Origin of the sequence: Enterococcus sp. DIV1298c, from assembly GCF_017316315.1 — a bacterium.
In the GTDB taxonomy this organism is placed as follows: Bacteria; Bacillota; Bacilli; order Lactobacillales; family Enterococcaceae; genus Enterococcus_B; species Enterococcus_B mangumiae.
In genome coordinates this window covers 12,430-33,781 of sequence record NZ_JAFLWG010000011.1, presented here as the reverse complement: position 1 = coordinate 33,781, position 21,352 = coordinate 12,430, and the positions used below count along the sequence as shown (strand labels likewise).

The window sequence follows — 21,352 nt, the reverse complement described above, 5'->3', positions numbered from 1 at the left end:
TGCAAACATAGGGACTTTTTTTATTACTATTTTTGATTCTTGGTTAAGATGAAAGGGGTAATTTTATGAGTAAGAAGCAAACAGTTCAAGAAATGATTTTGACATTACAAAAATTTTGGTCTTCAAACGGTTGTATGCTGATGCAAGCATACGATACAGAAAAAGGGGCGGGCACAATGAGCCCATATACTTTCTTGCGAGCAATCGGTCCAGAGCCGTGGAATGCTGCATATGTTGAGCCGTCACGTCGACCAGCCGATGGTCGTTATGGCGAAAACCCTAACCGTTTGTACCAACATCATCAATTCCAAGTCGTAATGAAGCCATCACCAGAAAATATCCAAGAACTTTATTTGGAAAGCTTGCGACTATTAGGGATCGATCCGTTGGAACATGATATCCGCTTTGTTGAAGATAACTGGGAAAATCCTTCGATGGGCTGTGCCGGTGTTGGTTGGGAAGTTTGGTTAGACGGTATGGAGATCACTCAATTTACGTACTTCCAACAAGTTGGGGGCTTGCCTTGTAAACCAGTCACTTCAGAAATCACTTATGGATTGGAACGCTTAGCTTCTTACATCCAAGAAGTTGAAAGTGTCTATGATCTTGAATGGTCAGCAGGTGTCAAATATGGAGAGATCTTCAAACAACCAGAATACGAACACTCAAAATATTCATTTGAAGTCAGTGATCAAGAATTACTGTTAAGCAACTTTGACCGTTTTGAAAAAGAAGCGAAACGTTGCATTGAAGAAAATCTGGTTCATCCAGCATACGATTATATCTTGAAATGCAGCCATACGTTCAATCTATTAGATGCCCGTGGTGCGGTATCTGTGACTGAGCGTGCCGGTTACTTGGCACGTATTCGTAATATGGCGAAATCTGTAGCAAAAATCTTTGTCGCAGAACGTGAAAAACTTGGATTCCCACTGCTGAACGATCAAACAGAAAAATCAACGACCGTTAAGGAGGCTGAATAAGATGGCTAAAGACTTATTATTAGAAATCGGCTTGGAAGAAATGCCCGCGCATGTAGTGACACCGAGCATGAAACAATTAGAAGAAAAAGCAGCAGCTTTTTTAACAGCCAATCAATTGACTTACGATGCAATTGAGACATTCTCTACACCACGTCGTTTGGCGATCAAAGTAACAAACGTACCCGAACGTCAAGCGGATAGTGAAGAAGAAGTAAAAGGACCTGCGAAAAAAATTGCTTTAGACGCAGAAGGTAACTGGTCTAAAGCAGCGCAAGGATTTGTTCGTGGACAAGGAGTGACAACAGACGATATCACTTTCCGAGAAATCAAAGGCGTAGAATACGTTTATGTCACGAAATATACACAAGGAAAACCAGCCATCGAAGTCTTAACAGGACTGATCGATGTGATTAAAAGTATGACATTCCCTGTCACGATGCACTGGTCGTCATTTGACTTTGAATACATCCGCCCAATTCACTGGATCGTGGCACTGTTAGGAGAAGATGTGATCCCGTTTGAATTTTTAGATGTGAAAACTGGACGTACTTCTCGTGGGCATCGTTTCTTAGGAGAAGAAGTCACATTTGCCCATCCAGGGGAGTATGAAGAAAAACTATCTGAGCAATTTGTGATTGCCTCTCCACAAAAGAGAAGAGAAATGATCATGGAACAAGCCACTCAATTATCAACAGAAAATGACTGGCATATCGATTTTGATGAAGACCTACTTGAAGAAGTCAATAATCTAGTGGAGTATCCAACAGTCTTTGCCGGTGACTTTGAAGAAAAATATTTGTCTGTGCCTGAAGAAGTTCTTGTGACTTCAATGAAGGAACATCAACGCTATTTTGATGTGCGAAATGCGAAAGGACAACTATTGCCACACTTTATCGCTGTACGAAACGGCGATCGTGTGAAGTTAGATAACGTTGTTCGTGGGAATCAAAAAGTATTGACTGCTCGTTTAGAAGATGCGGAATTCTTTTACAATGAAGATAAAAAATTCCCGATCGAACATTATGTCAATAAATTGAAATCAGTCACTTTCCATGAAAAAATCGGTAGCATTTATGAAAAAATGCAACGTGTACAAGTGATTTCATCAGTGATTGGTCAATCAGTCGGTTTATCTTCAGAAGAACTTTCTGACTTACAACGTGCAGGAGAAATCTACAAGTTTGACCTAGTCACGAACATGGTTGGCGAATTCCCAGAACTTCAAGGGATCATGGGTGAAAAATATGCGTTGTTGCACGGAGAAAATCCAGCAGTTGCGACAGCGATCCGGGAACACTACTTGCCGATCGCCAGTGAAGGTGAACTACCAGAAACAGCTGTTGGTGCGGTCTTAGCGATTGCGGATAAACTAGATAGTATTTTCTCTTTCTTCACTGTAGGAATGATACCAAGCGGATCAAACGATCCATACGCATTACGTCGTCAAGCCTATGGTATCGTTCGAATCATTGAAGAAAAACAATGGGCGTTCCCATTGGCACAATTACAACAAGAAGTAAACGATGCAATCAATGAAAACCAAGAGCGTTTTGGTTTAGCATTTGTTCAAGGAAATGACGTCATTGACTTTATCAAAGGACGTTTGCGCCAACGTTTGGTAACAAAAGCCATTCGCCATGATGTGATCGATGCTGTCTTGAATGCAAAAGAAAGCAATTTGACTACAGTATTTGCAGCAGCACGTCTATTGAAAGAACGTCTACAAGATGAAAACTTCAAACCATCAATGGAAGCTTTGACACGTGTGATGAATCTAGCGAAAAAAGCGGAAGGCACGACAGTTGAAGTAGATCCAAGCTTATTTGAAAATGAAGCAGAAAAAGCATTGTATACAGCGGTCGAAGAAGTGAAAGCTGAGTTTGCTGAACGGACACTCAAAGAGAATTATGACCAATTAGTTAGCTTGAGACCAGTTATCGAGCAGTATTTCGATCAAACGATGGTAATGGTCGAAGATGAAGCTGTCCGCAACAATCGTCTAGCGCAATTACAACAAATTGCTGATATGGCATTGAGTATTGCAAGTCTAGATCAAATCATTACAAAGTAAAGCCAAGTAGAGCAAAAAGAGTCTGGGATGTTCACACATCCCAAACTCTTTTATTTTTTACGTTGTTGTTTGCCAGCATTACGCCCGCTAGTATTGTTTCTATTCGCTGTAGCTTGTGTATTGATTTTTTTTGTTGATTTCGTTGTTTCTTCAGGTGTCACATCTTTTCGAGGTGTCACGACTTGTTTCGGTGGATTTTGTTTTAATTCTTCTGCCACCTGTGCTTTTAGTCGTGGTTTCATGATGACATTTGTAATAAATGTTTGAAGACAACTAAAGATACCGCCGACTACCCAGTAAAGTGTTACTCCGGCAGGGGCACTGATCGACATGAAAACGATCATCGCTGGCGACACGATCAACATCGTACGCATTGTTTTCTTTTGCTCTTCAGGAATACCGATCGTTGAGATATATCCTTGGAGCAAGTAAGCGATCCCTGCGATCGCAACTAAAACTAAACTTGGATTTCCTAGATCAATACCATAAAAAGTCGATTCACGGATACCTTCTGTGTAACGAGCAGTAAAGTATAGCGCTGAGAAGATCGGCATTTGGATCAATAAAGGTAAACAACCGATACCACCAGTCATACTTAAACCATTTTCGCGATAGACTTGTTGCATTTCTGCTTGTGCAGCCATTTGTTCTTCACGTGTCGTTGCCGCTTTTAATTTTTCTTGGGCGGCACTGACTTGAGGTTTCAATGCTTGCATTTTTTCAGACTGGATCATTGTTTTTTTCGATTGACTGATCCCTAAAGGTAAAATGATGATTCGGACGATCACAGTCATCAAGATAACAGCCCAACCGTATGACCAGTTGAAATTCTGCACGAGATATGTAATCGCTTGTCCCATAGGTTGCACGAGTACTCGATAAATGATCCCAGATGTATCAGGGTTTCCGTCAGCATCCATTCTGACACAGCCAGATAAGAAAAGTAAGAGTGTTACAAGACCAGAACCTAGTAACCAGTTTTTCCATTTATTCATAAAATACTTCCTCTTTTAAAATTTTTACACAAGCTTAACTATACTAAAAATATGTGAATAATTCAATGAACTTCATAGAAAATTCAAATAATCCTCGTAAGACGAGTCAATCAAGTGAAGGGATATGATCACACACAATTAAAAAACACAAGCCTTCGCTATTTTTAGTAGACCGCTGCCAAAATTAGGAGATAGGGATAGACGAATCACTAAGTTTAGCCAATCACATCGAATTTTTTACGTTCCTCCATCATCGGATGTTCTTGCAGATCGACATATTGGACACGACCGCTTGGACTAGGTGACTGCTTGACTTCTTTAATGAACTGATCAATGACTGATTCCTCGCCAGCGGCTTCGATCGTCACCGAACCATCTTCTTCGTTCTTAACTGTGCCAGTCACACCTAGTTGATCAGCCACCATTTTCGTCATATAGCGAAAACCAACACCTTGGACACGACCTTGTACATTCATTTTTACCTTTTTCATCTAAAGCACCACTCTTTCCTTTAGTTATAAATTTATGATAACGATTTTTTCCAAAACTAACAAGCTCCAAGATTGATTCCATGCTATAATAAAGTGAGGTGGAAAAACGTGAAAAAAATTCAATCAGCAAAAAATCCTAGAATCAAGGAATTAAAAAAATTACATAAAAAGAAGCACCGCGAAGAAGGTCAGGAATACCTGCTTGAAGGGTTCCATTTGATCGAAGAAGCTGTGAACTCCCAAGTTATACCGAAAGAGATCTTTCTGACAGAAAAAGGCTGGTCAGAGTGGGGGACATGGGTCGAGCAACACGCATTGAATCACTTCTTAGTCACTGATGAAGTGATGTCAGCGATTTCTGACTTACCGACACCACAAGGAATCGTGGCAGTAATGCCATTAGAAGTCAGCCAGTCATCAATCGATACCGGCGGCTGGTTGCTATTAGACAATGTCCAAGATCCTGGAAATGTCGGAACAATGATCCGTACAGCCGATGCGTTTGGTTTAGCCGGCGTCATCTTAGGTAAAGGAACAGCTGATATTTATAGCACCAAAGTATTGAGAAGTATGCAAGGAAGCAACTACCATTTACCCGTCATCGTGCAAGAATTAGACGCACTCATTCCTGAATTAAAAGCAAAAGAGTTTGCGATTTATGGAACAGAACTCAATGAAGAGGCAATTTCTTTACCTGAAATCACTCCAACAAAAAATTATGTGATCATTATGGGGAATGAAGGACAAGGGGTGCGATCAGAGTTGCTAGCGTTGACCGATAAAAATATCTATATCCCAATGAATGGACACGCCGAATCATTGAATGTCGGTGTTGCTACGGGGATATTGTTGTATCATCTCTCTTCTTGATTAAGGAACTATTAAGCTTTTTGGATTTTTAGTCAACCTCACTAGAATATTCCGAACGCGAGTGATATACTATGTACAATTTCAACGATAAATGAAATTCAAAAAGGTGGCAGATCGAAAATTATGACAGAAAAATGGCGTGAAGACGAAGAATACATGTCTTATATCGAAGATCTATTAGAAACAGAAGCTGTGCAAAAATTAGCTGACTATATTCAACATGTACATTCGACAAGATTGGAACACTCGATCAGTGTTTCTTACTATAGCTACAAATTAGCAAAAAAATGGGGTGGAGATGCAAGAGCAACTGCACGTGCAGGACTTTTACATGACCTATTTTACTATGACTGGCGTACGACAAAATTTGATGAAGGAACACATGCGTATGTGCATCCAAGAATCGCAGTAAAGAATGCGGAAAAGATCACAGAGCTTTCTGATTTAGAACGCGACATCATTTTGAAACACATGTGGGGCGCAACGATCGCTCCGCCAAAATACAAAGAAAGCTATATTGTGACATTTGTGGACAAGTATTGTGCAGTGAAAGAAGCGGCACAACCGGTAACAGATACGATGAAACAAAAATGGCAACGATATTTTGGTAAAGAACAATCGGTTTAACCCATTGACCAGCCGAATCGAAACAGTCAAAGAACCCGATTTTGGGCATTCTTTGACTGTTTTTTTGTACGAAAGTAGTTGACGAAATAAGAGAGATAAGGTTAACTCTTTATTAGATAACTGTACATAATGAAAAAAGCATAAGGGGGGTGATGAGATGCCATATGTATCTTATTTAGCAGAGTTCAAGGACTTCAGTTATTAAGCTAACTTTGTTGAAGGACACTTTTTTCTTCAAAGTAGCTACTTTTGAAAGAAGAAAGGACTCAAAAAATCATGGAAACAACAATTAAAACCTATCAATATTTCTTTATTAAACGAGAAATCGAGCAATTATTGAATGTGTATCATTCAGTGAATGACAAAAAAACTGTCGCGACAGTCCAAGCGTTAGCAACAGAAAAAATCAATGAGGTAGTAGAAAATGATCCGCAAGCAATCGTTTTACTTGAACCATTTGTGCAGCAGATCATGGATACGAATTTGAAAAAAGAAAAAGCAGCAGAATTGCTCGAGCGTTTGAAAGAACATGTTGCGCCATTCAAGCAACCATCAAAAATCCAAGTGGAAAAAATATTCCGAAAAGTGAAAAAGTTGAAACAACCAGATTGGCAAATCTTAGATCTGAAAGAACACACGTATATTGGTTGGAACGACCCAGGAACACAAAAGAAATATCTGCTTTATTACGAGAACGACCAGCTAAAAGGGGTGCATGGAACACTTTCACCGACGATCATCAAAGGGGTGTGTGCGATTTGTCATAAGACCTCAAATGTTGCAATGTTTCTTTCCACAACGAAATCTGGATCAGATGGCACGTATACCAAAAAAGGGAATTATATTTGTCACGATAGCGATCAATGCAATCAACAACTTGTAAAGTTGGCACCATTCTATGAATTTACAGAAATCGTGAAGAAAGAGAAATAGTGTCATTGTTTTTTCTAAGAAGGTATGATAAACTTTCCGTAAATGAATAGGTGATGGTGTTCACCTTTAAATGTCGATCGATAGATGACTAATGACGCCTACTAAAAATCGGAGAATCCGTTTTTTTAGTAGGCTTTTTTTGTGGGAAGGAATGAAAAAAAATGGAACAATGGTTGTATAACCCAATCAAAATAATCACGTATATGATCAAATGGCTAGTGATCACTGCCTGTTTGGGCCTATTGATGGGAGGACTTTCAGCTTTTTTTCTGAATAGCTTGACGGTGGTAACAAATCTACGAGAAGCCCATACGTGGCTATTGTATCTATTACCAATCAGTGGGGCATTATTTGCTTTTTTATATCAACGGTACGGTGGAAATGCTAGTCGTGGAAACAATCTGGTGATTGATCAAGGAAATGGTGGAGAAGAAAAAATCCCCCTTCGATTGATTCCCTTGACGCTTTTTGGCACGATCACGACACATCTCTTTGGTGGTTCAGTCGGTCGAGAAGGAACGGCGGTCCAAATGGGTGGTGCTTTGGCTGAAAATCTTGCTAGAGGGTTGAAATTAAGTCGTATTGAGCGAGAAGTACTGATCGTCAGTGGAATAAGCGCTGGTTTTAGTTCTGTTTTTGGGACTCCCTTAGCTGGCACACTCTTTGGGCTTGAAGTATTAGCAATTGGTAAAATGCGAACAGAAGCGATCTTTCCTAGTTTTTTTGCTGCCTTGTTTGCAAATTTTGTGACGGAGAGTATTGGAGTCACGCATGTCCATTACGCAATGGGGGAGATTCCTGTCTGGAGTCCCGCACTATTTGCTAAATTGATGGTGGCAGGGATCGCTTTTGGATTGATAGGTTGGGTTTTTAGCCGCTCGATCGTCTTTTTGAAAAAAGTGTATACGAAATGGTTCAAAGACCCAGTAGTTAGAAATTTTATTGGTGGGGGCATCGTCGTTATTGTCGCACTTATCTTCCAGACCCAACGCTACTTAGGACTTAGCCTGCCTTTGTTACAAGATGCGTTTGCAGGAACAGCCAACGCATATGATTTTATTGGGAAACTGGGCTTTACTGTCCTTTCACTAGGGGCTGGTTATCAAGGCGGTGAAGTGACGCCTTTATTTGAGATCGGTGCGACTTTAGGTGCAGCATTAGCACCACTTTTACATGTTTCGATTCCTTTTCTTGCAGCCTTAGGATTTATTGGCGTTTTTTCTGGTGCAACGAATACGCCAATTGCTTGTTTTATCATGGGGATCGAACTCTTTGGTGGTGAAGCAGCTAGTTTCTTTTTCATGATTTGCTTGATCAGTTTCATGTGTTCAGGAAACTACGGGATCTATTCGGCACAAAAAGTGATGGTCAAAAAAGGGATTTTATTTTTACCAGTGGAAAAAAATCAGAGGAAAACAAAAGAGTGATCTCATATTAAAAAAAGAAGTTGCTATTTCAGCAACTTCTTTTTTTAGACAATTAATGTAAGCAAGGCCATCAAGACCGAAAAGCCAACGATTGTGCCACATACGATCATATGACGTTTTTTGTGGAGCATCAAGATTGCAATGTATTCTCTCAGAAAAGCATTTGGCAAATAATAAAAGGCTGTTTTTGCGCCAATGCCATTTGCTTTTAGTTGCGCTTGTTTCGCAAATAGTCCTGCACGGAAAATATGGTAATTATTCGAACTGAAAATGGCACGGTAAGCACCGCCACCAGACTCTCGGTCCATCAACTCTTTAGAGAAACGCATATTTTCTAAAGTGGTAGTCGAATTAGTCTCAACCAAAATATCTCTTTCAGGAATCCCTTTTTCTAACGCATAATTTTTCATCGCCATTGCTTCAGGCAATCTTTCGTCTGCACCTTGTCCCCCTGACATCAAAAGTGTCGGTGGGTTTAGAGTAGCATGACTTTGCGCCCAATAAAAAGCGATGGCTTTGTCGATTCGCTTGGCTAGGAGAGGGGAAACACGTTCACCATTGATCAGTCCTGCGCCTAAAACAATAATATAGTCTTGATTATATCGTGGTCGGTTGAACTGATATAAGAAAGAAACGGTCATAAAATTATAGAAGACGATAAACAGATAAATCAAAATAACTGCTATACCAGAAAGAAATACATTGATCCATGCTGGCAAGTAACTAATCAAAAAGGTAGCAGTCCCTACATAAAGCATCAAAGCGATTCCTAGTAGTAAGGTCAAAAGATTTGCTAGAGACCTAGATTCTCTCTTTAGAACGATGATCCCATTCCAAACCAGAAAGACGACTAAAATATAAACACCAAATAATAAAATCAATACAACTGGCACTGCTATCAAGGCGAAAATACCACCGATAAAGACGTTTTGGGTCTCAAAGAGTAAGAGTAATAAATAAGTGCCAAAGCTGACTAAAAATAAATTGAAGATCAATCCATTCATGAGCCGTCGTTTTTCTGTAAAGTAAAAAAAGGCAAAAATACTAAAGAAGGCTAGAGGAATCAAGAAATAAAAACTTGCAAAAAAAATCTCTAACACAATGAAATACGTGAGCATCAATGCAAATGTCCAAGTACCACAATAAAAGAATAGCGCCGGGTCTTTTTGTTTTCGACGCCAGGTGATGATGCCAGTCATCCCTAAAATATAGAGAATCGAAAAAATCAAATCTCTTGTTAAATTCATAGAACCAACTCCTTTTTCTAAACGTGCAGTCATCACTGCTAGGGATAGATAGCAGAAAACCGATGAATTTATACACACGAAATGATAGTGTTACTTGCCCCTCAAAGAACAACCCTTCAAGTAACCATCTATCTTTTACAGTATAACGAAAAATGAACAAAAAAGCTGTTATAAAAAAAGAAAAAATATAAATTACATTTATTTTCTGAAATAAGCAAAAAAATACCCAAACGATAATTTTGGCATTGATCCACGTCGTATCATGACGAAGAACCAAATTTTATCGTTTGGGTAGCTATTTGATGCAATCGATCAAGAGTTTTTATCTAGAATAGATTACTGAAAAAGTTAGTGACATTACGCCAGCCAATCACAAAAATATTGGCTTTTTCAACTGAACTAGCAGTGATGATGTCTGTGCTAGGAGAGGCATCGTCTTCTAAGTAGCCTAATTGATCATTAGCTAAAGTGATCGTTGCTGTACCAACTTTTGTGCCTCTGACGATCGGTGCTTCAAGTTCATTGTCTATTACTTTTTCTTCATCGATTTTTGGTGTGATCGTCAATTGACCAGTATCCATGTCGTTTCTGACCCAGACACTGACAGGGCTTTTCAATACGACGTTGACAGAAGTTTCTTTCCCGTTCTTCACATTGATCGATTCAAGGGAAGGGATACTTGCATTTGATTTGCCGATTTCTTTGACTGACCAGTTATCATAGCAATAATCCATCAAGCGAGCTGTTTCAGTGAAACGAACACTTGGGTTTAGTTCATGGCCTTCAGCATTCAATACGACAGTGATAATGCGTTTGCCATCTCTTTCGATCGTACCAACAAAACAAGCACCAGCAAAATCAGTGGTTCCAGTTTTCAGTCCATCAACACCTTCTTTCGCGTTGATAAATCCTGGAAGCATCCAATTCCAATTGACCATTTCAACCGGTGATTGAGTATTTTCACCAAACATTTTTGTGGCTGTACTTGTTACTTCTAGTACTTCAGGAAAATCTAGTAATAGATGACGTGCGATGATTGCTACATCTTTTGCGGACATTTGATTTTCATCTGTCTCGCCAGTACCTTCTGGGCGATTTGCACCAAGGTAAACATTGTTTAGACCAGAAACATTGACGATCGTTGCATCTTCAATGCCCCATTCTTTTAATTGATCATTCATGACAGTCAGAAAGGCTGTTTCACTACCAGAAATCTTTTCAGCTAAAGCGACCATTGAAGCATTGGCTGATTGGATGAAGGCAGAGTCAAAAAGTTCTTTTACAGTATAGGTATTCTCCTTATGTAAGGGAACATTTGATAAATTGGGTGCGATACTTAGGGTTTCAGCATAATCGGAGATTGCCACTTCATCGTCCCAAGATAATTTTCCTTCTTTCACTTGGTCGAGTACGATGTATAATCCAATGATTTTTGAGATCGATGCGATCCCCATTGTTTTATCCCCATCTTGATTGTATAAAATTTTTCCGCTTGTTGCGTCCACCGCAAATGCTGCTTGGGAATTCACAGAAAATGTATCATCTGCATGTACGGATAAAGTTGGCAGAAACGTTCCTAACGTCAAAAGAAGCGTTGCCAACAGTAAAACGAAATGTGTTTTCTTAGTGCGCATGTCCAATCTCCTTGTTTTCTAATTTGATTTGCTACAAATTAAAATTTTATCAGAGAGCGTACGTAGTTTCAATCTTTCTGAAAAAAACTTTAGATAAACAAAACGAACACACCCAAGAAGCTTAACGTTGATTCTTTTTGATCCGAACGGGTTGTACTTCAGGTTCATTTAGACGAAAGGCAGTGAATACAAATAAAGCGGTCAGCCCTAGTAAACTAAAGATCATCAATAATTGCATAAAAACACCTCGATTTCTACTTTTTTTCATCTTAGCATGGATGTATGAATAATTTGGCTGTGAAGTGTAACGAATCATTGAGGAAATTTTGAAGAATCATTGAAGAAATAAATGATTGGCTATGGTTGGATTGGAAACGTTTTTTCTTTTAGGGACCATTTTGTTTTATGGATAAAAATGGTTGTGGTAGACTTTAGTTAGTAGTATTGAAGAAATGATTTTTTAGGAGGGGTACGTTTATGGCGAAAAAGGATAGAGCGTTACTGTCACAACTGACTTCAGAAGGTGTCAAAGGACCATTTATTACTATTATGCTAAATACTCACGTTGCACATCAAGATGTGGAAAAAGATCAGATCAAATTCAAGAACTTTGCAAAAGAAGCAAAAAAACGTTTTGAAAAGAAATATGCGGAGCATGATTGGTCAATCTTTCAAAAAAAGATCGATCAACTATTAGAAGATGCTTCATTTTGGCGTAGTGCCACTGCAAGTGTTGCCGTCATTTTGTCTACAGACAGTACGATTGTTCATCGTTTGAGTATTGCGGTAGACGATCAATATTATGTAAGTGATCTTCCTTACTTATTAGCGATCATCAAAAATGGACAGTTTAATTACTCATACTATTTACTAGGATTGAATCGTGACTCGATGAAGCTTTACGAAGTAAGCAACAAACAAATCAAAGAAATTGATCTGCCAGAAGGCGCACCAACAGATGTGGTCACTGCATTAGGGTCTGAGCTGACAGGTGGAGGGATCAATTATTCTTCAAATGGAAGTGAAGGATCGAATTTCCATGGTGTGAACCCGAAAGACGAGGAAGTGGAGATCGACTGGGTCAACTATTATCAAGCGGTCGATGAATTCCTCAGAGATACATTTGATAATCCTGAGAAATGGCCGATTTTCTTATACGCTTTACCTGAGAATCAAACCATGTTCAAAAAAGTAGCAAAAAATCCTTATTTCCGCTCAGATGTTGCCATCTCCGCTTCACCTGCCCAACTTTCATTAAAAGAAATTGAAGCAGGTAGTAAAAAATTATCGGAACAACTAGCAGCGAATGAAGCAAGCAGCTACAACCAGTTATTGGATAAAAAATTCCTCGATCAATTGGTCGATATCGTGCCGGCAGCAAAAGAAGGGAAACTTTCCCACTTATTTATCGCTACATCTAATCTTGCTAACGGATTTGGTGAAGATCCAGAAACGGAATATGATCGTCGCCAAGTATTGAACCAACTTGCGGATGACGTGATCACGAATGGCGGACAAGTCTTTATTCTGGATCAAAAAGACGCTCCAGACGAAAAGAGCCTGACTGCAATCTTGCGTTATTAGGTCCTAGTCCAGTACACTTACAAAAGAAAAGTCATGAGATCATTCATTTGATTTCATGGCTTTTCTTATTTTTCGAAGAGCTTCAGTCGGAGGCACGGTTATTTTAAAACTGAATTTTTTATTGCCATAAATTCAAAACGTTCGTTTTTTTTTTGGAAAATAAGCAAAAGAATGAAGAAAAAATAAAAAAAGTCGAAAATTTACTAGCTAAACTGTAATTAATGTGCTACAATAATTATGTAGTTTTTGTTCGGTAATCTTGGTAGCTTGTTTCAAATAAACATCTTCCAGATATTCACCATTCAAGTAATTGCAAAATATGTGTTTGATACACAAGGAGGATTTTTATTATGGAAACAGGTACAGTGAAATGGTTTAACTCAGAAAAAGGTTTCGGTTTCATTACAGCAGAAAACGGAAACGATGTATTCGTTCATTTCTCAGCTATCCAAGGTGATGGATTCAAAACTTTAGAAGAAGGCCAAACAGTAAACTTCGATGTTGAAGAAGGTCAACGTGGCCCTCAAGCAACTAACGTTGTTAAAGCTTAATTAACCCACTACTAAATAAAAGCCCAGTCTGCTAGTTTCTAGCGGTCTGGGCTTTTTTGTGTTTTCTGCTTATTCACTGTCGGATTCTGTCTAACTAAGGAATACAAGAAAGATAAATTATCTCTGAGTCGTGGAGAGATAGAAGGTATAACACCCACGCATTGTTTTCTTTAGAGGGCAATTGATCGTCTAGGCGTTTGTTTGAGGTTGATTTCCTAAGAATTTTTAGGTGATTTGTAGTATAATTTCAAAAGAAGACTAGAGGGAAGAGAAGAGGAAGCTATGTTGAAACCGAAAACTTATGCAGTCGTCGATATTGAGACGACTGGGACAAATCCAAAAGAAGATCGCATTATCCAATTTGGATGTGTCATGATTGAAGATGGGCGGATCACTTCTCGTTATTCTATGGATATCAATCCTGGACGTAAAATCTCAAAACAGATCCAGAATTTGACAGGGATCACCAATCAACGTGTTCATCGTTCACCCTATTTTGAAGATGTAGCACAAACGATTTACAACCTTCTAGCGGATACCATTTTCGTGGCGCATAATATTTATTTTGATTATCAGTTTTTGAACCATGAATTAGCTCGTTGTGGTGTACCAAAATTAAAGATACCTGGTATCGATACCGTTGAGTTGGCGCAAATATTCTTGCCGACTGAGCCAAGCTTTCGTTTAGCTGATTTGTCAGAAAGCCTGGGCTTTATCCATGACAATCCTCATCAAGCTGATAGTGATGCTGAAGTCACCGCACAATTGCTTTTATTGATTGAAGAACGAATGCGCCAGCTACCTTTAGTGACATTGGAACAAATCGTGAAGTTAAGCAATCATACTGGAATGGATACCAAGCTATTCATCGAACAAATCACCAATGAAATGAGAGAACAGCCAGCCCCGTTATCGGAAGAATTAGAAATCGTTGAAGGGATCGCTTTACAAAAAAAAGAAGTCGAATTGTTTTCAGAAGTCTATTACGGTCAAAAAGAATATCCAAGAAAAAAACAGGCAAAAGAAAAAATATTTGGCAAAACATTGATGTATCGGAAAGAACAAAATCGCTTGATGAATGTTGTTTACGATCATTTTACCAAAGATGAATCAAAAAATTTGATGATCGAAGCAGCAACTGGTATGGGAAAAACCATTGGCTATTTGCTGCCGCTCAGCTATCTCGCTACACCCGAGAAGCCGGTGGTGATCAGTACGGTCTCCCTTGTTCTACAAGAGCAGATCATGGAAAAAGATATTCCCTTGCTGAATCAATTATTCGACCAGCCAATCCAAGCCACGATCATCAAAAGCTATCGCCATTATCTTGATCTGCAACGTTTTAAAGCGACGCTACTTGAACCGAAAGAACAAAAACAGTATGCCCTGTACCAAATGACTGTTCTTGTCTGGCTGACGCAAACGAAAACTGGGGATTTAGATGAATTACATTTAACGAACTTGAATCATTCATTTTTTACAGATGTCTCCCATCGCGGCATCGATTTTTTAGCAAAAAAACAAGCATTTTACGAACAAGATTTTATCCGCTTTTTGCATAGACAAATCAAAGAGAGTAACTTTTTGATTGTCAATCATGCTTTCTTAGTCCAAGAAACGCAAAGAAAAACACCTTTGTTACCTGAGAGTCCCTATTTATTGATCGATGAAGCACATCATCTGCCTGAAATTGCAGAAAAAGTCAATGATCAACGGTTTAGTTTGAGCTATTTTAATAAAGAAGTACAATTATTCGAAGAACCGGATCGTCTTTTTGATCGCTTCAAAGGGTACCTCCCTAAAAATCATGAGGGGCAGCGTTGGCTGGATATCTATAAAGAAGAGTTGACCGCACTTCGGGAAGCACAGCTTTTTTTAGCTGAGGGGTTACTTGAGATCGTCCCGCCACAAAAAGGACAGGCTTATCCTGAAGAAGTTATGATTACGAAAACAGATATAGAGAAACTATCTTTTGAGGCAAGTACAGCCATCGATCATCTTCATCTTTTTTACCAAGAAATAAAGGAATTGCAGGACAGGATTCGTGCAGGGGTAGAGGTGCTTCAAGAAAGCTGGACGAAACAAATGCGGGTTGATCTAGCCAGCCTGTATGCGTTATTTGATCGCTTGGAGCAACAAGCAAGTTTTATGGAAGAATGGCTGGAGAACTGGCAAGAAAGCTTAGTCCATTGGTTCGTTCCGGCTGCTACCCCTCAACAGACGATGTTCCACCTCCACGATTTCACTGCGGCATTGATTCCTAATACTGTCTGGTATCAACGCTATGAGCGGATCTTGTATATAGGAGGAACGTTAAAAGTAGGTCCAGATCGCCAATATCTGGCGAAACGATTAGGGATTGAAGGAACACCTTTAAAAGTCATCGCTTCTCCTTATGATTATGAGGAACAAGCAAGGATCTATGTGCCGAAAGAAGCGCCAGAAATCAATCAATTAAGTGGCACAGCATATGTCGACTATCTCACAGATGTCCTCTACCAATTGATCCGACAAGAAAAACGACCGATCCTTGTCTTGTTTACTTCCCATGATGTCTTGCAAAAGGTCTATCAACGGATGCATTTGACGATGCTTGAACAAGGAAGAGAGATTTTAGCGCAAGGGATCGGTGGCAGTCGTGAGAAGTTATTGAAACGCTTTGTACTTTCTGAAATGAGTGTGCTATTTGGTGCAGATAGCTTTTGGGAAGGGGTAGACTTACCAGGAGATGCGTTACAATTAGTTGTGATTACGCGTCTTCCATTTGATCACCCACAACGTCCGATGGTCAAAGCAAGAAATGCGTATTTAGAATCTGAAGGAATCAATCCGTTTTATCAAGAATCTTTACCAAAAGCAGCGTTGAAAGTGAGACAGGCATTAGGGCGTTTGATTCGTTCAGAAACGGATAAGGGAGTCTTATTGATATTAGATCGCCGATTGGTGACTGCAAAATATGGGGCACGGATCATCCATGCGCTACCTAAAAAAGTGCCTATCCAAGAAGCTTCTTTTGAAGAAATTTGTCAGGACATCCATGATTTCTTAAAGAAAAACGAAGAAATTAAGCCATAATCGAGGACTATTTTTACCTCGAAATCTGTTATAATGAACATCAATGAAAAAAGAAGGAGCGACGGTCCTTGAAGAATCAGACAAACAAAGAACATACGATCAATCGCGTGTTATTGGGATTGATCATTGCCTTATTGACAGTGATCGTGATCAGTACTATTTTTTATCTGCGTGCGACACGACCAATGACGCAAGCAAAGCAAGAGGCGACAAAGTTGGCGGAACAATATGCGAACCTTGAAGAAGTCGACCAATTTTATTGGTTTACTCGAGAAGCCACTTATTTTTCATTAACAGGACAAAATGATAAAGGACAAGATATTGCAGTGATCATTCCTAAATCGGGGGAGCGCGTGAAGGTATTAGATCAAAAAGCAGGCTTGACGGAAGAAGCTGCCCGAAAAGAAATCAGTGAGCAACATCCTGATCAACAAGTGGAAAAAGCTTCTTTAGGGATGTATCGAGACGAACCAGTATGGGAAGTCATTGCCAAAACATCAGATGATCAGTTGAATTATTATTTGCTTTCCTTTGAAACAGGAGAAGAAATCAAAGTCATCAGCGGGGTGTAGAAAAGAAGAACGAAAGGATAGATGGGATGAAACAGTCAAAAAGAGTGGAACGCTTAGAGCCTTCTGTCACACTAGCCACTGCGGCAAAAGCAAAGGCATTGAAAGCACAAGGAAAAGATATTATCAGCCTAACCGTAGGAGAACCTGATTTTGCTACGCCTGAAAATATCCAAGAAGCAGCAATCGAGGCGATCAAGAATGGAAAAGCCAGTTATTATACGCCTACAGCAGGTATTCCAGAATTAAGACAAGCAATCGTTTCGTATCTGAAAACCTATTATGGCTTGACCTATGAATCTTCACAGACGATAGTGACGGATGGGGCAAAATTTGCACTCTATGCGCTGTTTCAAACGATCCTTGATCCAGAAGATGAAGTCATTATTCCAGTGCCTTACTGGGTAAGTTATGGTGAACAAGTCAAATTAGCAGAAGGAGTCCCTGTTTTTGTTACTGGTCAAGAAATCAATGATTTCAAAGTGACCCTTGAGCAATTGGAACAAGCTCGTTCTTCCAAGACAAAAGCAGTTATTATCAACTCTCCTTCGAATCCAACAGGGATGATCTATACAAAAGAAGAACTACAAGCCATTGGTGAATGGGCAGTAAAAAATGATATTTTAATAGTTGCTGATGATATTTATGGCCGATTAGTTTATAATGACAATGAGTTTACTCCAATAGCATCGATTTCAGAAGAGATACGTGAACAGACGATCGTCATCAACGGTGTATCTAAGACCTACGCAATGACGGGGTGGCGTATCGGTTATGCAGTCGGTAATCAGGATATCATTGATGGCATGATCGCGATTGCTTCTCAATCAACGAGTAATCCAACTGCTGTGAGTCAATATGCGGCTGTTGAAGCCTTACAAGGTGAACAAGACACTGTTGAAGAGATGCGTCAAGCATTTGAAGAACGTCTGGATATCGTATTTCCACTGGTTGCTGATCTGCCAGGTATGTCGGTCAAGAGGCCACAAGGCGCATTTTACTTGTTTCCAAATGTCAAAGAGACGCTGGCAATGTGTGGCTATGAGCAAGTCACACCATGGGTCGAGGACTTACTGGAAGAAGCAGGGGTTGCTTTGGTGACTGGTGAAGGGTTCGGTGCGCCGGAAAATGTCCGTTTGAGTTATGCGACAGATTTAGCAACGCTAGAAGAAGGCATCCGCCGTATTCGCCGTTTTATTGAGAGTAAAAGTCAAAACCAATAGAAATAGTATAGGATAAAGGAGAATTTTACGTGGAACAAATTCAAATCATCGATTCAAAAAAACATGTAGGCGAAACAGTAACGATCGGTGCTTGGGTCGCTAATAAGCGTTCAAGTGGAAAAATCGCCTTTTTACAATTACGAGATGGTACAGCATTTTTCCAAGGTGTTGTTGTAAAAAGCGAAGTACCAGAGGAAGTTTTCCAAACAGCAAAAAATCTTTCTCAAGAAACGTCGATCCTTGTTACAGGTGAGATCCGTGAAGACAGCCGTTCAAAATTCGGCTACGAGATCGGGATCACGAATATTGAAGTAGTGAGCGAAAGCCACGATTACCCAATCACACCAAAAGAACATGGGACAGACTTCTTGATGGATCATCGCCACTTATGGTTGCGTTCTTCTCGCCAACATGCTGTGATGCAGATTCGAAACGAAATCATCCGTGCAACCTACGAATTTTTCAACAACAACCAATTCGTTAAAATCGATCCACCGATCTTGACTGGTTCAGCACCAGAAGGCACAACGGACTTATTTGAAACGAATTACTTCGATCAAAAAGCTTATCTTTCACAAAGTGGTCAGCTATACATGGAAGCTGCAGCAATGGCATTTGGTAAAGTATTCTCATTCGGACCGACTTTCCGTGCTGAAAAATCAAAAACACGTCGTCATTTGATCGAATTCTGGATGATCGAACCTGAAATGGCATTTACACACCAAGAACAAAGCTTAGAAGTGCAAGAACAATACGTTGCCTTTTTAGTCCAAAGTGTTCTAGATAATTGTGAGTATGCTTTAGACGTATTAGAACGTGACAAAGAAGTATTGAAAACTTATACAAAATTACCTTTCCCACGTATCACATATGATGATGCAATCGAATTATTGAAGAAAAACGGGTTTGACGATATCGAGTGGGGCGATGACTTTGGTTCACCACACGAAACTTTTATTGCCAACTCATTTGAGCAACCAGTCTTTATTTTGAACTATCCTAAAGCAATCAAACCATTCTACATGAAACCACATCCAACAAGAGAAGATGTTGTGATTTGTGCAGATATGATCGCACCTGAAGGATATGGCGAGATCATCGGCGGAAGTGAACGTGCGACTGACTATGATTTCTTATTAGAACAAATCAAAAACCATGGCTTAGACGAAAAAGAATACTCATGGTACTTAGATCTGCGCAAATACGGCTCTGTACCACATTCTGGTTTTGGCTTAGGTTTAGAGCGTACAGTGACTTGGATCTCAGGAATCGACCATGTACGTGAAGCTATCCCATTCCCACGTTTGTTAAATCGTATTTACCCATAATATAAGACGCGATCCACGAAAATTGTTCATTGAATTTTCGTGGATCTTATTTTATTTAAGAGGATATTAAAAATGACTAAGGTGGCGATTCTTCCTTTCTTTGGGCAGACGACTATGGGATAATAACCTAAAAGTGGAATGGAAAGTAGGGTGTGTGATGGAACAACGACTTTTATTCATTGGCGATAGTATTACAGATGCTGGCAGAGGAACGGATGATCTCGGACATGGCTATGCGCTATTGACAGCAGCAAAATTGGCGGCAAGTGACCCAAAAAAATCATGGGTATTTTTCAATCGAGGTATCGGTGGCAATAAGATAGCAGACTTGAGAAACCGCTGGAAGAAAGACTGCCTTGAGTTAAAGCCCGACATCGTCTCGATTTTGATTGGTATCAATGATACATGGCACAATGTAGGTGAACCTACAGCTTTTGCGACAAAGGAGTCGCTCGCTCGATTTGAAGCAGATTATCGCTATTTGCTTGATCGTTTAGTTGAAAATGGAATCAAAAAAATCGTCTTGATGGAACCATTTGTTTTGCCAGAACCTGATGATCGTAGAACTTGGCGTCGCGATCTTGATCCGAAGATCCATTTGATCCGTCAGTTAGCATACGAATATCAAGCAGTCTTTGTACCGTTAGATGGACGATTGAATTCTTTAGGGATCTCCTATGGCTATGAAAAATATACAGGAGATGATGGCGTTCATCCGACAGTACTCGGACATGAAACGATTGCGAATAGTTGGATGGAAACGGTCATGAAAAGAAAAGAGTGGTTTGAGTGATCATCCGGCAAGCAACCAAAGCAGATCTACCAAAGATCAATGAATTGATCAGACAGCAAGATGATCGTTTTTTGAAGGAACAAATGTTGGAAGACATAAAAGATCCACTAAATATATCACTTGTGGCAGAACAAGAGGAGACAGAAAAACAAACGATTCTTGCCTTTAGCCAAGTGAGACAAGTGAAAACCACAGAGGCTGATCCGAAAGCTGACACACTCGTGAGAACGGTATTTGTGGCAGGGGACCAAGAGCGAATCATAGCTGCTCAATTTATGGAGCAGTGGTTGTTAGAAGCAAAAAAACGTAAAATCAAGAGAGTCGATTTCAATGGATTTTAGAATAGGACTTTCGTTAGAATGGAGAAATAAGAAATGAGTTGTATCGGAAACATTATTTGGTTTATTTTTGGTGGTTTGCTCGGAGGACTGAGTTGGGCGTTAGCTGGAGTATTGTGGTGTATCACGATCATTGGGATACCAATAGGCTTACAATGCTTTAAAATCGCTTCATTGTCTTTTGCCCCTTTCGGTAAAGAAGTCATTTATACAAACAACGGTGTATCCTTGATCGTCAATATCATTTGGCTGATCGTGTCAGGATTACCAATTGCTTTAGGGCATGTGATCAGTGGGATTTTACTATGCATCACGATCATCGGTATTCCATTTGCGAAACAATCCTTTAAACTTGCACGATTAGCATTGATGCCATTTGGAGCAGAAATCGTATAATTAAGATCTAAATAAACTCTTTTGTACGATCGTACAAAAGAGTTTATTTGTGTAGCGAGTGGTATCCATCATTTATTTGGTCATTTTTTATCCAAAACAAGAGACTTGTTAATGGATTCTACCATTCGTGACTTTTACATAAACAACTTCTTTTATCTATTGAAGAAATAATGAGTTTTCGGATTTTTCTTAAAATGAGCAGTTTTTATATAATCAT

General features: G+C 39.6%; 19 protein-coding genes and 1 riboswitch. Of the genes, 15 read left to right on the top strand and 4 right to left on the bottom strand.

Annotation, left to right across the window (positions count from 1 at the left end):
* Window positions 1-65 precede the first annotated feature (65 nt).
* Both glyQ and glyS read left to right on the top strand, forming a co-directional pair.
* Complete coding sequence (gene glyQ, locus JZO83_RS02675) at window positions 66-983, top strand: glycine--tRNA ligase subunit alpha (RefSeq protein ID WP_207114923.1); 918 nt, start codon at window positions 66-68, stop codon at window positions 981-983.
* 1 nt (window position 984) lies between these two features.
* The gene (gene glyS, locus JZO83_RS02670) at window positions 985-3,054 is read left to right on the top strand and encodes a glycine--tRNA ligase subunit beta (protein ID WP_207114922.1); all 2,070 of its coding nucleotides are present in this window, start codon (window positions 985-987) and stop codon (window positions 3,052-3,054) included.
* A 50-nt stretch (window positions 3,055-3,104) separates the two neighbouring features.
* Here the strand turns inward: glyS and yidC are convergent, their stop codons facing one another.
* Together yidC and JZO83_RS02660 are read right to left on the bottom strand one after the other, a co-directional pair.
* Window positions 3,105-4,049, bottom strand: a complete 945-nt coding sequence (yidC, locus tag JZO83_RS02665) for a membrane protein insertase YidC (protein WP_207114921.1) — start codon at window positions 4,047-4,049, stop codon at window positions 3,105-3,107.
* Between the two features lie 215 nt (window positions 4,050-4,264).
* A complete protein-coding gene (locus JZO83_RS02660; RefSeq protein ID WP_207114920.1) occupies window positions 4,265-4,540 on the bottom strand; it encodes an acylphosphatase in 276 nt (91 codons plus the stop codon).
* 108 nt (window positions 4,541-4,648) lie between these two features.
* Here JZO83_RS02660 and JZO83_RS02655 point away from each other — a divergent pair, with 108 nt between their 5' ends.
* From JZO83_RS02655 to JZO83_RS02640, 4 genes are all read left to right on the top strand, one after another.
* Window positions 4,649-5,410: an RNA methyltransferase gene (locus JZO83_RS02655; RefSeq protein ID WP_207114919.1), complete on the top strand. Its 762-nt coding sequence runs from the start codon at window positions 4,649-4,651 to the stop codon at window positions 5,408-5,410.
* Between the two features lie 123 nt (window positions 5,411-5,533).
* Window positions 5,534-6,037, top strand: a complete 504-nt coding sequence (locus JZO83_RS02650; RefSeq protein WP_206856255.1) for an HD domain-containing protein — start codon at window positions 5,534-5,536, stop codon at window positions 6,035-6,037.
* A gap of 276 nt (window positions 6,038-6,313) precedes the next feature.
* The gene (locus JZO83_RS02645) at window positions 6,314-6,970 is read left to right on the top strand and encodes a FusB/FusC family EF-G-binding protein (RefSeq protein ID WP_206856253.1); all 657 of its coding nucleotides are present in this window, start codon (window positions 6,314-6,316) and stop codon (window positions 6,968-6,970) included.
* 40 nt (window positions 6,971-7,010) lie between these two features.
* Window positions 7,011-7,078: riboswitch (Fluoride riboswitch) on the top strand.
* Between the two features lie 53 nt (window positions 7,079-7,131).
* A complete protein-coding gene (locus tag JZO83_RS02640; RefSeq protein WP_206856249.1) occupies window positions 7,132-8,397 on the top strand; it encodes a voltage-gated chloride channel family protein in 1,266 nt (421 codons plus the stop codon).
* A gap of 44 nt (window positions 8,398-8,441) precedes the next feature.
* On the opposite strand, the gene JZO83_RS02635 is transcribed toward JZO83_RS02640, so the two are convergent.
* Both JZO83_RS02635 and JZO83_RS02630 read right to left on the bottom strand, forming a co-directional pair.
* On the bottom strand, window positions 8,442-9,644 hold the full coding sequence (locus JZO83_RS02635) for a YdcF family protein (protein ID WP_207114918.1): 1,203 nt from the start codon (window positions 9,642-9,644) through the stop codon (window positions 8,442-8,444).
* 326 nt (window positions 9,645-9,970) lie between these two features.
* Window positions 9,971-11,278 carry a serine hydrolase gene (locus JZO83_RS02630; protein ID WP_207114917.1) on the bottom strand — a complete coding sequence of 436 codons (1,308 nt, stop codon included), beginning with the start codon at window positions 11,276-11,278 and terminating at the stop codon, window positions 9,971-9,973.
* 477 nt (window positions 11,279-11,755) lie between these two features.
* Here JZO83_RS02630 and JZO83_RS02625 point away from each other — a divergent pair, with 477 nt between their 5' ends.
* From JZO83_RS02625 to JZO83_RS02585, 9 genes are all read left to right on the top strand, one after another.
* Window positions 11,756-12,862 carry a hypothetical protein gene (locus JZO83_RS02625; RefSeq protein WP_207114916.1) on the top strand — a complete coding sequence of 369 codons (1,107 nt, stop codon included), beginning with the start codon at window positions 11,756-11,758 and terminating at the stop codon, window positions 12,860-12,862.
* A 350-nt stretch (window positions 12,863-13,212) separates the two neighbouring features.
* A complete protein-coding gene (locus JZO83_RS02620) occupies window positions 13,213-13,413 on the top strand; it encodes a cold-shock protein (RefSeq protein WP_005875554.1) in 201 nt (66 codons plus the stop codon).
* 285 nt (window positions 13,414-13,698) lie between these two features.
* Window positions 13,699-16,488, top strand: coding sequence for a helicase C-terminal domain-containing protein (locus tag JZO83_RS02615; RefSeq protein WP_207114973.1), 2,790 nt, complete (start codon window positions 13,699-13,701; stop codon window positions 16,486-16,488).
* 68 nt (window positions 16,489-16,556) lie between these two features.
* Window positions 16,557-17,060: a DUF5590 domain-containing protein gene (locus JZO83_RS02610; protein ID WP_207114915.1), complete on the top strand. Its 504-nt coding sequence runs from the start codon at window positions 16,557-16,559 to the stop codon at window positions 17,058-17,060.
* Between the two features lie 26 nt (window positions 17,061-17,086).
* Complete coding sequence (locus tag JZO83_RS02605) at window positions 17,087-18,280, top strand: pyridoxal phosphate-dependent aminotransferase (RefSeq protein ID WP_207114914.1); 1,194 nt, start codon at window positions 17,087-17,089, stop codon at window positions 18,278-18,280.
* 29 nt (window positions 18,281-18,309) lie between these two features.
* On the top strand, window positions 18,310-19,608 hold the full coding sequence (asnS, locus tag JZO83_RS02600) for an asparagine--tRNA ligase (RefSeq protein WP_206856243.1): 1,299 nt from the start codon (window positions 18,310-18,312) through the stop codon (window positions 19,606-19,608).
* A gap of 157 nt (window positions 19,609-19,765) precedes the next feature.
* Window positions 19,766-20,401 carry an SGNH/GDSL hydrolase family protein gene (locus tag JZO83_RS02595; RefSeq protein ID WP_206856242.1) on the top strand — a complete coding sequence of 212 codons (636 nt, stop codon included), beginning with the start codon at window positions 19,766-19,768 and terminating at the stop codon, window positions 20,399-20,401.
* On the top strand, window positions 20,398-20,742 hold the full coding sequence (locus JZO83_RS02590) for a hypothetical protein (protein ID WP_206856241.1): 345 nt from the start codon (window positions 20,398-20,400) through the stop codon (window positions 20,740-20,742). Before JZO83_RS02595 ends, JZO83_RS02590 begins: the two co-directional genes overlap by 4 nt.
* 33 nt (window positions 20,743-20,775) lie before the next feature.
* Window positions 20,776-21,135, top strand: coding sequence for a YccF domain-containing protein (locus tag JZO83_RS02585; RefSeq protein WP_206856240.1), 360 nt, complete (start codon window positions 20,776-20,778; stop codon window positions 21,133-21,135).
* Window positions 21,136-21,352: the final 217 nt, after the last annotated feature.